Below are 15,159 nucleotides of genomic sequence, written 5' to 3'. Positions count from 1 at the left end.
TAAAGCTTTAGGTGTGAAGTTCTAAGACTTAAATTCTATTTTATAGAAGGAATGTGAATGATAATGTTATTCTCTATTAAACCGGAATTTATGATAAATTTCATAGCTAAGAAAAAATATGAATATCGAAAATCTATTTTTATGAATGATGAGATCATTTTGGGCATTGTGTATGATAGTTGAAGAATTGACTATTAAAGATGTTTTAATGAATTAATCTTAGACTAAAAGTTATTTGATGAATAATTCATTGTACGAGATTGGATTTATATAATTCAAATTGGAACATATATCATTATGTGATAATCCGATAGATCCTTATGAAAAATGAATTTCATTTGTTTCTCCTCAATCTTTTTTGAAATATCGATAATTTGTTTGAAGAGTTGGAACCAGAATTTATATCCTTTTGACATTCTGTTAATTCATATACTCTTTCTTTGCTATATATAGAGGTAAAGGACAGTTCAAAAGCATTTATCCCCTCAATCCGGAGTTTAATAATGACGGATTGAGGGGATTTTCTTTTTGGTGCTGACATTTGGATAGCTGCAAATACAATCATCGCAATGTTTTTAGAGTAGGTAACAAAGATAGGACAAAACTTGCTGCAATCTGTTATATGAAAACAAACTGTCTGGAAATACCTTCCAGCTTTCTGAAAGGTGTATTACCCCCGTTTTATGAGATAATCACGAAGAAAATTCCCTTATATTCTGCAATGTTAAAAAATTCATTGTGATGATCAACCCAATTCATTGTGATAACTGCATGAAGTCATTGTGATGACTTCCCCAAGGCATTATGATGATCGGGAAGAATCATTGCAATGAATTTGTGTAAAGGTGGAAATGAGGGTAAGAAATGATGGTGAAAGATGTGATTTTCTTTCTGAAACAGGATTTTTGAGAGATAGTGTGGTTAGCGGAAACCACGAAAATCGAACAATCTGCAAGCCCTGAATGTTTATCTTTATCTTTTTGATTAATAACGATAAAGAAGGAATGAGTTATGAGAAATAAAGATTTTTGCAGGCTGATGCTCGAGCAGGAAAAGCAGAAGCGTAGTAATAGGGATGAAAGCACTGCCGATCTGTATCGTGCTACCCGAAATCATTTTGCTGCATTCATTCGTGAAGGAGGAAAGAGCGGGTTGCTGGGGGATGTGACGCAGGATGTTGTGCAGGAGTTTGTCTTGTATTTGAAAGGAAAGAAACTGCGTGTGAATTCGGTGAATAGTTATATTAGTAATCTACGGGCGATGTACAACCGTGCTTGCCGGGGGTGGAAAGGGCGGCCTGAGGAACGGCCGTTCGAGGGGATGCAGTTACAACGGGAGGAAACCGTTAAACGGGCTGTTCCGGTGGAAGTGATTAAGCAGATGGCTGCACTCGATCTGGAAGAGGAACCGGAGAAAAAGCTGGCGGTGGATATGGCCCTGTTTTCTTTTTTAGCTTGCGGTATGCCTTTTGCGGATATCGTTCGTTTGAGCGGGGAGAACCTGGTTGAAGAGGGAAAAGTGTTGTCGTATCGCCGGCAAAAAACAGGTGCACTGATCGAGATGGAAGTTTCGGAGCCTATGCAGTTACTGATTAATCGTTACAGGCGGGCGGATTCCAAATATCTTTTTCCAGTGTTACAGGAGGGAGCTACGCATGAACAGTATAAACAATGTCTGGCACAGGAAAATCAATATCTGGCAGATGTGCAGGTCTTATTGGGTTTATCTGCAAAGTTGACGACCTATGTTTTTCGCCATAGCTGGGCATCTGCGGCTTATCATCTGGGTATACCGATCGCTATCATCAGCCAAGCCCTGGGGCATTCTTCCGAGAAAATGACACGCATTTACTTGTCTGCTTTTGATGCAGGTAAGGTAGGAGAAGCAAATAAAAGGGTTTCTGAAGGTGTGAAGGAACTGATGGCTGCATAAATTATCCTTATTTATATAATAAGGTAATTTCCTCTCTTTTTGTTTCATATCCAAGCCTTTACAATTTGTGGATTTCGCAAAAGAGTTTGAATGCTCTGCAAACATAGGAAGAATCTTATGGAAAAACAAAGCTTTTGGGTAAAATCCTAAAAAAAACATATAGAATTTGTATTAATTAACCTAGTTCCCTGCTTGTGACCTTTAAATCATAATTTTCAAAGAATAAGACATAAGGCGGGTGAAGACTGCTGTCTTATTAATATCCGTTTGAAAAAAACTGTTATCATTTTTACATGTTTTTACTCCACAAAATATTGAAATAAGACATCAATCCAAAATATCCCAGGGGCAAAACTCATTAAATCCCACTTAAAACCGAGGTGCTTTTTATCCTTTTCCTTATTATATAAATAAGGAAGCTATTTAGAGGTCGAACGGATAATCAAAGGCTAGTATTGATATAATATATGTATAGGATAAAAATACCATATTGTCAAATCCCGTTGAAACGGATCTTTCTGTTGCTGGTTTACTGTTTGCTAAAGACAGGTGTGACTGCGCAGACAACGACTTATCATAAGGCGGAGTCCTTTTTATTTTCTTTTAAAGAGAACAGCGATATGTTCCTGGCTGATTATGGCGACAATGCTTACCAACTGGAACGGATGGGGCGATTACTCGATGCTTCCCGCAACCGTTTGCTGAAAGGCAACTCCCACCTTTTAATCGTTTCGCATGTGGATGCCTATACCGGTGAAGAAGAGTCGGTGATCAACGAAGCTTCCCTGCGCGCGAACCGTATTCGTGCCTATCTGAAGATCCGTTTCGATATTCCTCACGAATGTGTTGCTTTTTATATCGACCATAGTGGCAGTTACCGTGACCGGGTGCATGTGTATGAGGTGTATAAGCCGCTTCCGTGGTTTGCCAATACCTCGATCCATTACAGTGAGAGCCGTTACCCGGTTGCGATAAAAGCGGCGATCGACCGATATGGTGCCGTTCCTTATGTCGACCTGTACCGTCGTGGAGAGAAGGGAGGTTATGACCGTGAAGTGTATCGTATAGACGATCCTCTTTTTGACCGGACGGAACTGGAAGATTACCGGCTGGCATCGGTTGCGGATACCTTGCGGGTAAAAACAGAGCATAAGATAATTGTACCGGAAGAAACAAGAGTGACACCGGTGGAACAGCCTGTCGTTGCAGGGAAAACGGAACGCAAAGCTGCATATCTTGCCGTCAAAACCAACCTGCTTCCGTGGTGCACTGTTGTCCCTTCGGTGCGTCTGGGAACCGGCGAAACAAAGATAGAAGCCGGATCTTTTATGCCGAATCTGGCACTGGAATGCTTTTTTGCCGACCGTTGGTCGATCGCCGTATCAGGCATGTATTCCGATTTCTCTTATAAGAATAAGGTACGCGACCACTGGTCTGTCTCTTCTTTTTCCATCGAACCCCGTGTGTGGCCATTGCGTCCGGGTGAGTTTGCATGGCTTTATACCGGATTGTTCGGCGAGTACGGCGATTTTGACATACGGGGCAGTGCGATCGATCCGGATAAGGATACTCTCTATGGTCGGACCGGTCGTTTCTGGACGGCAGGAGCCAGTGTTGGTTGTCTGATTCCTTTCGGGAAAGGTTTCTGTATGGAGGCTGGGGTGCGGGCAGGTTATCGTTCGGTGTCGGAGGGAAAGAAATACCGTTACGATAAAGTAGATGACAAAAATTATCTGGAAACCCGTTTTTCGTCGACAGGTTTTATGATTGGGTTGAATGTCAGCTTGGTATATCGTTTTCAAATCAGATAAGGAAAGGGGGGAATATGGGTAAACATAAAAACGATAGAATAAAGAAATGGGTAATATACCTTGTCGGCGTTTTAGCCTTGTCGGCATGTACTTATCATACGCCGGATGAAGACTGGGAGAAAAACGGGAGGGTACGCTTGCTTCTCGATTGGCAAACCCGGGCACAACCTTCGGTCATGACTTACCATTTCTATAAAGATGGCACAGGTAGTCCCGTTGTGCGGCGTGGGGATGCCTTAAGATATGAAGGAACACTTCCGGCGGGATATTATAAAGTGGTTGTTTGTAATACCGACTGTGAGAATGTTTTGCTGGAGACGGAAAACGGATATGACGGGGCTTGTGGGAGGGCCCGGCAGGTATCTTCCCTGAAATCGTCACCGGTCTTGATCGCACAACCGGGTAATTTGTACAGTACCGGTTGTGAACAAGTCGATATCGGGGGCGAAGAAATTGCGGTACGGGAGTTAAGTCCTGCCAGTCTGGTTCGTAGGCTGGAGCTGAATATAAAGATCACAAGCGGAGAGACGGGTGAGGTGGTTCAATGTGAAACACTGACCGGGCGGCTCACCGGTCTATCTCCGGGCGTATATCTTTCAAGTGGCAAACCTTTTTCCGGTACGTCTGCCTTTATGGTATTCGAGCCTGAGCTAACCTCTTCCGGGGTGTATACCACGATACAGAATCTGTTCAGTCTGCCAGAAAAGAATGCTGGTTACAGTCCGGTCAGTCTCCTGTTGGATATGGAACTGGCGGACGGAAAAGAAGTTTCCACCTCCAACGCCTTTGCCAGCCGGGGCAACCGTACGTATCGGGGCTTACTTCACCGGTAGTGTAGGAGATATGCCGGCAGAGGCTTCCTTCTCTACGGCAGCCCCTTCGTTTGAAGCGACCTACGTGGTAGGGGATGACGGCAGTTTGTCCCCTTGCTGCGTGAATGGGAACGGAGAGCAAACGGCGGGTACAGCCAAAGGTTTGAGTGTCAGGGGAGGTGTGTACGATTTCTATGCAGTCTCCCCGGCACGACCGCTATTGCAAGGGAATGACGGTTTCTATAAGATAACCGGTATTCCTCACAAGGAGGATGTAATGACTTCCTTTGTCCGTGGTGTGACTGTGACGAAGACTGCCCGACAAGTGACGCTTCGAACTTTTAGCCGGAAATGTGCGATGTTGGTATTCAATGTGGCTCCTTCACCCGGTAATGCCCTTCCTTTCGATCGGTTATATGGAACTTCTCTGGTAATAAAGAAGATATCTTCTTCGGGTGCTGCCCTGCTGGCAGGTACGGATACCGGCATTCCTCCTACTGGAGACGGCGCCGGAGCGGATGCGGAAGTTACATTTGCCACAGAAGAATTTGAACCGGTCGAGCCTGGTTCTGATCCGGATAACTGCGGATTGAACAAAACAAAAGGTGTCGTCCTTCCCAAAGACAACCAGCCTTTCGATGTGGAGATAACTGTGGTAAGAGACAATGAGACAGCGATCCTCAGGGCTACTATCGACCGGAATATCTCTTTCGACGAAGGTAGGCGGTATATTTTTACCCTCGAAGTGAAGAATAATGAAAGTAGCCTGATAATGAGGGCGCTCGATTGGAATGTGATCGTTTTTGAAGATGGGAATGTGGGAGGCCCCGATACTCCTTATCCCGACCCTGATATTAACGAAGGAATAGGCACAACCATTACTGTTGCCCGATGGACGGAAATACTCTGGAGCGGCAACGGAAATATCGGTGGAGATAGTTGAACGAATATAGATTAAAAAAGAAATATAATGAAACGAGTAAGTAAAACAAGGCTGTTTGCACTGTTGTTTCTGCTGGTGGCAGGCGGTTGTACGGAGACGGATGTGGAAGAAGATAATATTCCGCTTCATGCCCTGAAAGAAGTGGATGCCGGGTTTATCCTGAATGTGCTGGCTAACCGGACTCCTGTTACCCGTAGCATCACCTTTACTCCCGACGGTACGCTCGAGTCGGATACGCTGGCTGTAGGTGCAGAGGACTCAGTACGAACGAAAGCTGCTGCTCCGTTGTCAGAAATGCAGGAAAGCCAGATCGCTAGCCTGTGGGTCGGGCAGTATGATGTAGAAACGGGTATGCGTTTGTTCAACCAGTATATCCCTTCTATGACCGGTACAACAGTCAATCTGAAACTGAAACAGAGTCAGACTGGCAGCAGGAGTCGTGTCTATTTCGTGTCGAATGCCGGTGACCTGGGGGCGATAGCTACTGAAGCAATCTTGAAAAAACATACATTGGCTTATACGTCTACGGCCGAGGGATTACCTGACAATAATTTATGTAAAATGATGGGATATTGGGAAGGTGAAGTGGCGGCCGGTGGTGTAAGAAATATAATGGTGGAATTGACCCGCCTTATCGCTGCGATTACGTTTACTTATTCAACAAGTGCTGATTTTACATTTAGGCCTACTTCCTTAGTTTTGAAAAATGCCCCGACCGTATCGCAGGTGGAAGCGCCAACGGAACAGTTGACAACAGGAGGGATCAGTTATAATACATATACGGGTACGGTTAACCAGACAGGCGCTACTACCTATTGGTATCTGCCGGAGAATATGGCGGGTACTGTCATTGATGCAAACGCTGTCGATTCGGAGAAAAAGAAGACCGGTAGAGGGGTAACGAATGCAACCTGTATCGAGCTGACAGGAACAGCCGTACAAGGAGGTGTGACGTATGGGGATGTTACTTTCCGGTTTTATCCGGGGAGTGATAAGAACAATTACGATATTGTGCGTAACTCCCGTTACACGATGAATGTTACTTTGATAGGTATAGATGTTTCGGACGAGCGTATAACCGTCGGTGAGATACCCCCTATCGAAGTCGATCCTACTGAAATGCCTGCTAAAAAAGGGGGTGAAAAAGAGATACAGATCACAGCCCGTCCGGGTCAGCCGTGGGTGTTCGACATGCCTGCTTGGTTGTCCGCCTTGCTGGATAGCCAAAATATTCCTTCGGGTGCAACCATTACGCATCAGGGGCCTGCCAATGTGATGTTTAGAGCTGTAGAAGCGAATCCAAGAGCAGAAAGCAGGTCTGTTTCTTTTAATATTGAAGTCAATGGAGTCGATCAGGAGATAATGATCGTTCAGGCGGGTTCTATCCTGACAAAAGGAAATGATATTACACTGGATGCGGAAGCCGGTTCTGAAGGGGCTTCTTCTTTTACGGCTACCGAAGGTTTGCAGTGGTTGGCTTCTTTAAGTGGTGATGGCTGGTTGGACTGGTCTGCATCTAATCCGGGTTCTTCGGGAACTGAAGCACAGGACGAAGCGCAACCGCTAAAAGTAAAAACTACTGCCGTTAATCCGCGAGCACAGGTGCGTAGCGGTAAAATCACGGTGAAAGCTGGTGCTTCGGTGGGAGATGCCGGTTATACAAATCTGAAACAGGAGATCGTTGTCGAACAGATGGGGGCTGTGGTAAGTAGCTCTACTGTTAATATGAATGCGGAGGTAGCAAGTAATCAGTTATCGGCATTTACTGCCACAGCCGGTTTGGACTGGGCGGCCAGTATAACGAATGGGGATTGGTTCACACTCACTGGAACAACGTCAGGTTATCCGACAACAGGTAGTATTCAGAACATAACTTTTGATGTTTCTTTAAATCTGTTATCAACCTCACGGACCGGTGAAATCTCTATTCGTGCGGGTGATGTGATTGATGGTCCAATAGGAACGATCACCATAAACCAGGATGCTTCGGAATTTAGTACAACTAATGCAACTACAACAATAGATGCTGCGGCTACTGCTGCTTCAACCGGTTCGGTTACTGCTACTACCGGTTTGGCATGGACTATATCTCCGGAAACAGATAATGGAATAACCGTGAGTCCAACCAGTGGAATGGGTAATGCTGCATTAACGTTTATGGCTTCCGTCAATACCGGTGCAGAACGTGTGGGTTCATTTACTGTGGCAGTAACAGGAACAAACCCAGTGCGTACAGTTACGGTTACGGCTACACAAGTAGCAGAAATCCCGGCTTGTGTTGGTAACCTCCAAGTTTGTAAGACAGATGGCGGTTTGATGAATTTTAATTCAGCTAACAATATTTATTGTAGTAGCTTGGTTGCGGAAGGGCATAGTGATTGGCGTTTACCTACAAGGGGAGAACTAGGTACTATATTTACTTATAGACTTTCGTTACAATCCGTAATTGGCTTTACTCCGTTCAGAACAGATTACTACCACTGGAGTAGTACTCCTGGTGGTAACTACGATCGTTGGATTCGGATCTTTACTAATGGTCTTGAAGGCAGTGATTTAGACGGTAACAGCAACATTGCTCGCTGTGTCCGGATTAGATAATCCAAGGCTGTCGTAAAATTATTGAAATAAAAATAAATAAGGCACATAACTATTAAATACGACATATTATGAATAAAGCAGATTTAGTGAATAAGCTAGCAATAAAAATGCATATAACTCAGACCCAGTCGCGAGAGTTTCTAAACACCTTTCAGGATGTGTTGACCGAAGCGATTAAGCAGGATAACCCTGTTATGCTTCAAGGTTTCGGAAGTTTTACTCCCTGGATACAAAAAGAACGTGAAGGACGAAACCCGAAAACAGGTATTTCCTGTGTGATACCGCCACGTACAAGTGTCAAGTTCAAACCTGGAAAGTTTTTGCTAAGGGATTTGAACGCCTGAATACGAATAGCATGGAGATACAGAGGTGATTAGCCTTATAGAAATCGCTTTTGTGCCTCCATGTTTCTGTTTTTGATTTTCCCCTCAATTAGTATTAACGCCTATTAGATACATCATGAAGAAACAAAACAAATTAGAAGCCTTATTCCCCAACGGAAAACTCCCAGACGTAAACGAGTTTAACCGCAGTCTTGATAAAATGTCGAAGGAAGGTCGTAACCATTTGCTAGAAAAGATTTACAAAATTGCATTTACTGTATGGTCAACCTTGCCTAAAAAACATCAGAAGTTTATCGAAGAGGTAATCGTCCATGATCGCCAGTCATATGTTGATTTCATCATTGAAAAAACAGTGATGACCTGTCTCCGTTACCCCCTCCAGTTTCCCGTCTTGTTTATCCGGATGCTCCATTTAACGGAAGTAGTAGAGCGTACTGCGCAAACTTCAATAAATCATTTATCGATGTCTGTTCTTATCTGTTTCCTAATTTGCGGCAAGATCGGCACGCTTGCCGGACATATCAGTAAAGGAGGGTTTACTTGCGAAGAGGTACTGGTGTTGGCGGGGAAGGTGAGGGTGGGGGAGTTTTCTGCTTTTTTTAGTAAAACAGTATAATTATGGTGGAATTTAATTTGTACAAAAAAATAGAAGGTTTCTATCTGCCATAAAACACAAGATGTGAATGAGAGTTGATCTATATTGTTAGTATCTTTGTTCCACCAACAATAATCTAAAATCTAAGACAGATATGATAATAGATAGCATGAGTATTGAGGAAATGCAAAAGGAAGTCAAAAAAGATATTGATTCATTATATACAAAAATATATTATTTGTTTGCAGAAAATCGACGTTTTTTCGTTAAATCAAAGAAATTTCCAATATATAAAATATTTAGTTGGAAGTCTCGCGTAACACAGATTGAGTGGAATATTATTATATTAGCTAGAAAGAAAAAAGAACAAACCATTCCTAAAATAATTCCTTATGTAAGATATCAATCCTACGGAACGGGAATTTTCTATGTTCGACGAATGGAAGAGGGGGTTATGACAATAACTTTTACTCCACATTGTATCAGACGTTATCGTGAAAGATATTTGAAAGATGATAAATGTAAATTTTCTGTGGATGAAGTTTTTTGTCATTTATTCAGGAATACTGAATTACCCACCTATTATTATCCACCGGAAGAGAATAAGTTTGTTATGCATATCGATCAAGGAATTGTCCTGGGTGAATATGTAGGTGATAAAACTCAACTCTTAGCAAAGACCTTTGTCTCAAAGGATATGTTGTTTGAGAAACAGATGGAAGAAGATAATTTTTCGATTGATATAAAAAATCTAGTTATGAATTCAGAAAGATATAGAAATAACAGTTGTTTGCCGTTAGCTGTCAATAAATATACAGGAGATGTAGATGAGATTTTTTATCGGGATTTTAATGTTTAGGGATAGGGGCTATAGGTTATAGTTTTTGAAATTTAATTTATAATTGTATCCTAATCATACCAAAATGCGGATTGGTATATACATATCAAGTATCCCGAAATTTTTATTAAATTAATATTGTTAAATTGGAACTAATGGGATAGATTTACTTGAACGTTTAATTGCTAAAGAATTAGGAAGTATTGTATTTTTACTATGTAATAAAAGCTCTCTACCTTGTTTCTTTTCTTGAACACTATACGCTAAATTAAATCTATATAGTTGAAAATGGTTATATAAATCACAAATTTCTTGAACATTATCATATGATAAAATCCATTTTACTATAGGCATATTTGTTAAAAAATCAGCTAACTCTACATGATTTTGATGAGTGTAAGAGTTTAAATATAACTCATAGCCATGTATGTAATAAGGCGGATCTAAGTATAATAGATAATTTTCTTTTGCGTGTTCAGGTAAGGCATCAATTTGTTTTAATAGATTTAAAGCATCCTCGTTTTTTACTATTATTTGAGTCTTTCTACTTATTATTTTTTTAAGTTTAGATCTTAATAGAGTTTTGTTGTATCTTACATCAATTTTATATGTTGCTATATTTTGTTTTTCTTGAGTATTTCCTCCAATTGGACCAGCACTTAATATACCAGATCTATTACATCTATTTAAGAAAAATGTAGCAAATCCTAATTCAATGGAGAATTGTTGGTTTCTATTTATAAATATATTTTTCTGTTGATACCATTCATTAAGATTAATATCTGTACTTTCAAAAATTTCCATAAATTCATCAGAATGATTTATTAAACTATTCCAAAATGAAAATACAGGAATACTAGCGTCATTAATAATAATCTTGTTGACATCATCATTAAAAAGAAGGTTTAATGCAGCACCTGCACCTCCTGCGTAAGGCTCTACATATATAATATCTTGCATATGATTAACAGTAATAAATTCTTTAAAAAAAGAACTCATTACAGATTTGCCTCCAGGATACCTTAAAGGTGTATTAGTTATCATTAGTTATTCCTCTTCTTTATGAATATCTAAAATTTCTTCAAATAAAGGAAACAAGAAATTCCAGAAAGAATTTATAAACTGTCTATTTATAGTGTAGTTATCGCTTCCATGAATATATCCATTCAGTGTATCAAGACTATACATGTGATTAGCATCAAGCAGGATTGTAACGGCTTTTTTAGATTTTGATTGACTGATTTTATCTTTTATGAAATCTAGTCGTCCGCTAAGTTTTACATTTTTAAAATCACATTTGAATTTTGTTGAAATAGCAGATTCCCATCCTTTTCCTACAATATAATTTCTTACTGCAATATCTAAGAATATTCTAATAGATGCTGCTGCAATATTAGGATAGGATTTTACAGGTAATTTTTTCAATTCAAGAAATAAAGAATGTAGTCGATAATCGACTGTTGTTAACGAATAAATAGACGGGATAACATTTTTTCTATTAGGATCATCGATAGGTAGTGCAAGCTCAGATTGATTCTCTTTTTTTATTTGATTCTTATTGTCTGAATTAGAATTTTTATTATCTTTTTTATCTGAGATATTAGAGTCTTTTTCCTGTGGATTTTCTTTCATTTCTACAATAGGAAGTTCCTCTAAAATCTTATTGATATCTTCATTTGTATTTAACTGACGAGAATCCAGTCTGTTGGAATCCTTTTTAGGAAGTAACATACGTTTTATTAAAACACTTAAAGAATCAAGAAAACTTTCATATTTAGCATTTAAAATAATATTAGTTCCAGAAAAATAAAAGCCCATTTTTTTTTGAACAAAATCTTTACATATAAAACGTTCTAATGTCGATATAGGGAAACGTTTTGATTTTGCTTCTGTAAGTTCTTCTGTGGTTAATCTGTTGCCAAAATCTGCAAATAATTCCTTAAATTTTAATACACATATAGCATTGTTTAATTCACTTTCTGTTACATCTGTATATTCTTTTATGACTTCGATATCTTTGTTAAACTTTTCATATAAATCTCCAATCCATTTAAGATAATTTTCTCTAACCCATTTTTTTTGATTACTACTAGGGGTATGTCTTTGGTTTATATACCATATAGCATCTTCAAAAGAAGGCGCTATTGCGACAGGAATTTTTTCTATTAATGATGGTTTTATTTTTTTAGAAAGTAATTCCATGCTTCTTTTAATAGATTTAGGAGCTTTAGTTGGATCTAATAACAATTTGAGGACAGCAACTCTTCTATTCCCTTCAGCAACATAAAAACGATTATTTTCTCTATTTTGCCACACAACAATAGGATCAGCTGGAATGAACGATTTTTCAACAATAGATTGAGCTAAATCGATGAAACTAGTTTTGTCAGCTTCTTTTATCAGCATACCTTCTATAAAATCTCTTAGATAAATATAAGAATCGGATGGATCAAGTCGTGGGTTTTCATCCCATAACCGTAATTGATTTACAGATCGATCATATCTTCTATTGAGCCAACTATAGTCTTTATTCATAAGTATATCCCATTATTTCTATAGACAAAAGTAATTATAATTGAATAAAAGGCAAAACTTTGTACGCAGTTTTCAATTTGTAATAGATAAATTTATTAGAAAAAGGTCATTTTATTGTGATATCTACATAGATTTTGATTTTTGTGTTACTATCAAGTCTATTAAAATCTCATTAAGGGCAGTCTATGGACAGTAGAAAAACTATTTTGAATAGTATATCGAATTGTTTGTGGACAATGGATGTACGGCTCGGAAAGCATGGTAATGACTATTTTATCTTGTCGGTTATCTCCAATGGGAGATATACGTTGTTGAAAATGTAAACAGTTATGGATGATATTAATTGAGGCAGACAATTAAAACGATTGGAAAAAGACTAAGTTATATACGACTATGCGAATTTCTATAAATTATGTTGTAATGTCTGTTTTGATTATTATATTTACCGCAAAATATACGGAGAATATGAATGCTATCTACATTTGGCAACAAACAGACTGGCCCAACTTTACTTGGGATGATGCAAAGCTATCCTATAAATTAGGTAAGGTACGAGGGCTACAAGGTAAACTTGTAGGTAAAATGAGTGCGTTAGGCTTTGATCTGAAAAATAGTGCAATACTTGATACATTGACGGCTGATATCACCAAATCTTCAGAAATTGAGGGAGAAATATTGAATAGTGATCAGGTACGTTCTTCTGTAGCTCGTCATTTGGGTATAGAAACTGAAGGGCTACCTGAAGCTGATCGTTATGTCGATGGAGTAGTGCAGCTAATGATGGATGCGACTCAAAATTATATGAAGCCGTTAACGGATGAACGTCTTTTTAACTGGCATGCAGCGTTGTTTCCAACAGGTAGAAGTGGCATGTATAAAATTACGGTTGCAGATTGGAGGCAAGGTGTAGAACCTATGCAGGTTATATCGGGTGCGATGGGAAAAGAGAAAGTTCATTATCAAGCTCCTGATTCGGATAATATACCTTTCCAAATGAAATTGTTTTTGGATTGGGTGAATGATGATCAGAAGATAGATCCGGTTTTAAAAGCTGCTATTGCTCATTTGTGGTTTGTGACTATCCATCCGTTCGATGACGGAAATGGACGTATAGCTCGTACTATAATGGATTTATTCTTAGCCCGTGCCGATGAAATGCCACATCGTTTTTATAGTATGTCGGCAGAGATACGTAAACAGCGTAAAGGTTATTACGAGATATTGGAGAAAACACAAAAAGGTGGTGTAGATATAACGGGGTGGCTTGAATGGTTTCTTGATTGTTTGGAAGCGGCATTGGTCAATACTGAAAAATCAATCAGTACGGTTTTACAGAAAGCGGCTTTCTGGGATAGGTATCGGTTAGTCTCCATGAATGAACGGCAAATAAAAATGGTGAATTTGCTTTGGGATGGTTTTGATGGAAAATTAACCTCTTCTAAATGGGGTAAGATTACAAAATGTTCTGCTGATACGGCTTTACGTGATATACAGGATTTGATGACAAAAGGTGTGTTGCATAAAACGGATGAAGGTGGAAGAAGTACCAATTATGAACTTGTAATGTGATTGTTTGCGGAGATTAATGTCTGTATTTACCGTATAATATGCGGAGAATATAAGTGCTAATCTCCGCATACAGTGTACTGGCATCACTTGTTTTCTATAAATGACTTATATTCTGTTATTCGATACCCTCTCGGGTATTTATTACGTGATTATATTAAAAAGAGTACCCGAAGGGGTATCAGATTTGTTAAGAGAAGTCATTAAATAACCTAAATCTATCCCTAAGAATCTCACGTAATAATCATTATTTCCCTGATAAACGTTAAATAAGAACCTGTACCTATCGGTGTGATAGTTCGTGAAAAATGGTGTTTTAAGATTTTGGATGTTCCTAAAGTCTTATTATATACTGTTTTACACGATGCTACCGCGCCGATCTTTGCATATATTCCTACCTGTACCTTTGTATCGTTCCCCTGGAAACAGTAGTATTAATCATTAAAATAAAAAAGCTATGACACTGAAATTTAGAAAGGTGCAGCGCAAGGTTCTTAGCGGTGACGATAAGGACAAGGTGAAGACTTATGCGATGGCACGGTCGTCGAACTATTGCGATATGGATAAGTTGTGTGAATTGATCTCCAGCCGCTCGGCGATGTCGAGTGCTGATGTGAAGGCAATACTCGATTCGTTAAACTGGGCGATGAGCCTGGAGCTTCGTTCGGGTAGTATTGTACAGGTGGGTGAGTTCGGTAGTTTTCGTCTTTCGATTCGTTCGAAAGGGGCGGAGACGGCAGATGCTTTCAATGCTTCCCTGATAAAAAAGGCACGGGTGATATTCTTGCCGGGGACTAGTCTACGGTGGATGAGTGAGATCGTGAAGTTTGAAGAGGATGAAGACACGAAACCTAAAAAAGAAGAAAATCCGGATGATGACAGACCGGTGATTGAATAATTAAAAATGGTAAATAGGGGATTACCTGATTGAAAGAGAAAGGGGGGACGTATGAAAAAAGTTTCCTTTATTTTAGGAAAGAAAATGTTTTTTTGGTCCTAAAATAAAGGAAAACTTATGAGGAAAGAGGTTCTCAAATCGCTGATTGCTATTAAGCAAGTGAAAGGTAGTGTAAAATAAACTGTGTCACGCATTATTTTTCTCTATAAAACTCATCGGTCGGGGAACGGCCATCGCCAAGGGGCGAGACCACCCGTCCCGACGAGCGTAAAATTACAATAATTTAA

General features: G+C 39.6%; 12 protein-coding genes. 10 read left to right on the top strand and 2 right to left on the bottom strand.

Annotation, left to right across the window (positions count from 1 at the left end; translation table 11 throughout):
- Nucleotides 1-1,011 precede the first annotated feature (1,011 nt).
- The 8 genes from NBH14_RS08000 to NBH14_RS07965 all read left to right on the top strand — a co-directional run bounded on the left by NBH14_RS08000 (nt 1,012) and on the right by NBH14_RS07965 (nt 9,894).
- Nucleotides 1,012-1,932 (top strand): tyrosine-type recombinase/integrase, encoded by a 921-nt coding sequence (locus NBH14_RS08000; protein WP_186960689.1) that lies wholly within the window; start codon nt 1,012-1,014, stop codon nt 1,930-1,932.
- A gap of 503 nt (nt 1,933-2,435) precedes the next feature.
- Nucleotides 2,436-3,743, top strand: coding sequence for a DUF3575 domain-containing protein (locus NBH14_RS07995; protein ID WP_250817296.1), 1,308 nt, complete (start codon nt 2,436-2,438; stop codon nt 3,741-3,743).
- Nucleotides 3,744-3,757: 14 nt separating this feature from the next.
- Nucleotides 3,758-4,576 carry a DUF5119 domain-containing protein gene (locus tag NBH14_RS07990; RefSeq protein ID WP_250817295.1) on the top strand — a complete coding sequence of 273 codons (819 nt, stop codon included), beginning with the start codon at nt 3,758-3,760 and terminating at the stop codon, nt 4,574-4,576.
- A complete protein-coding gene (locus NBH14_RS07985) occupies nt 4,485-5,498 on the top strand; it encodes a BF2992 family fimbrillin-A clan protein (protein ID WP_250817322.1) in 1,014 nt (337 codons plus the stop codon). Before NBH14_RS07990 ends, NBH14_RS07985 begins: the two co-directional genes overlap by 92 nt.
- A 27-nt stretch (nt 5,499-5,525) precedes the next feature.
- Nucleotides 5,526-8,096, top strand: coding sequence for a BACON domain-containing protein (locus NBH14_RS07980; protein ID WP_186960687.1), 2,571 nt, complete (start codon nt 5,526-5,528; stop codon nt 8,094-8,096).
- 68 nt (nt 8,097-8,164) lie between these two features.
- A complete protein-coding gene (locus tag NBH14_RS07975) occupies nt 8,165-8,440 on the top strand; it encodes an HU family DNA-binding protein (protein ID WP_186960686.1) in 276 nt (91 codons plus the stop codon).
- A gap of 115 nt (nt 8,441-8,555) precedes the next feature.
- Nucleotides 8,556-9,056, top strand: coding sequence for a hypothetical protein (locus NBH14_RS07970; RefSeq protein ID WP_186960685.1), 501 nt, complete (start codon nt 8,556-8,558; stop codon nt 9,054-9,056).
- A 133-nt stretch (nt 9,057-9,189) separates the two neighbouring features.
- Nucleotides 9,190-9,894 carry a hypothetical protein gene (locus tag NBH14_RS07965; RefSeq protein ID WP_186960684.1) on the top strand — a complete coding sequence of 235 codons (705 nt, stop codon included), beginning with the start codon at nt 9,190-9,192 and terminating at the stop codon, nt 9,892-9,894.
- A gap of 120 nt (nt 9,895-10,014) precedes the next feature.
- Here NBH14_RS07965 and NBH14_RS07960 read toward each other — a convergent pair whose 3' ends face one another.
- Both NBH14_RS07960 and NBH14_RS07955 read right to left on the bottom strand, forming a co-directional pair.
- Nucleotides 10,015-10,917, bottom strand: coding sequence for a DNA adenine methylase (locus NBH14_RS07960; protein ID WP_186960683.1), 903 nt, complete (start codon nt 10,915-10,917; stop codon nt 10,015-10,017).
- Nucleotides 10,918-10,920: 3 nt separating this feature from the next.
- Nucleotides 10,921-12,408 (bottom strand): hypothetical protein, encoded by a 1,488-nt coding sequence (locus NBH14_RS07955; RefSeq protein ID WP_186960682.1) that lies wholly within the window; start codon nt 12,406-12,408, stop codon nt 10,921-10,923.
- A 465-nt stretch (nt 12,409-12,873) separates the two neighbouring features.
- On the opposite strand from NBH14_RS07955, the gene NBH14_RS07950 reads away from it, so the two are divergent.
- Both NBH14_RS07950 and NBH14_RS07945 read left to right on the top strand, forming a co-directional pair.
- Nucleotides 12,874-13,977, top strand: coding sequence for a Fic family protein (locus tag NBH14_RS07950; RefSeq protein ID WP_186960681.1), 1,104 nt, complete (start codon nt 12,874-12,876; stop codon nt 13,975-13,977).
- A gap of 454 nt (nt 13,978-14,431) precedes the next feature.
- Nucleotides 14,432-14,872, top strand: coding sequence for an HU family DNA-binding protein (locus tag NBH14_RS07945; RefSeq protein ID WP_186960680.1), 441 nt, complete (start codon nt 14,432-14,434; stop codon nt 14,870-14,872).
- Nucleotides 14,873-15,159: the final 287 nt, after the last annotated feature.

Source organism: Parabacteroides caecihominis (assembly GCF_023656785.1).
GTDB lineage: Bacteria > Bacteroidota > Bacteroidia > Bacteroidales > Tannerellaceae > Parabacteroides > Parabacteroides segnis.
The sequence above is the reverse complement of the archived record's forward strand: the minus strand, read 5'-3'. Positions and strand labels throughout refer to the sequence as shown.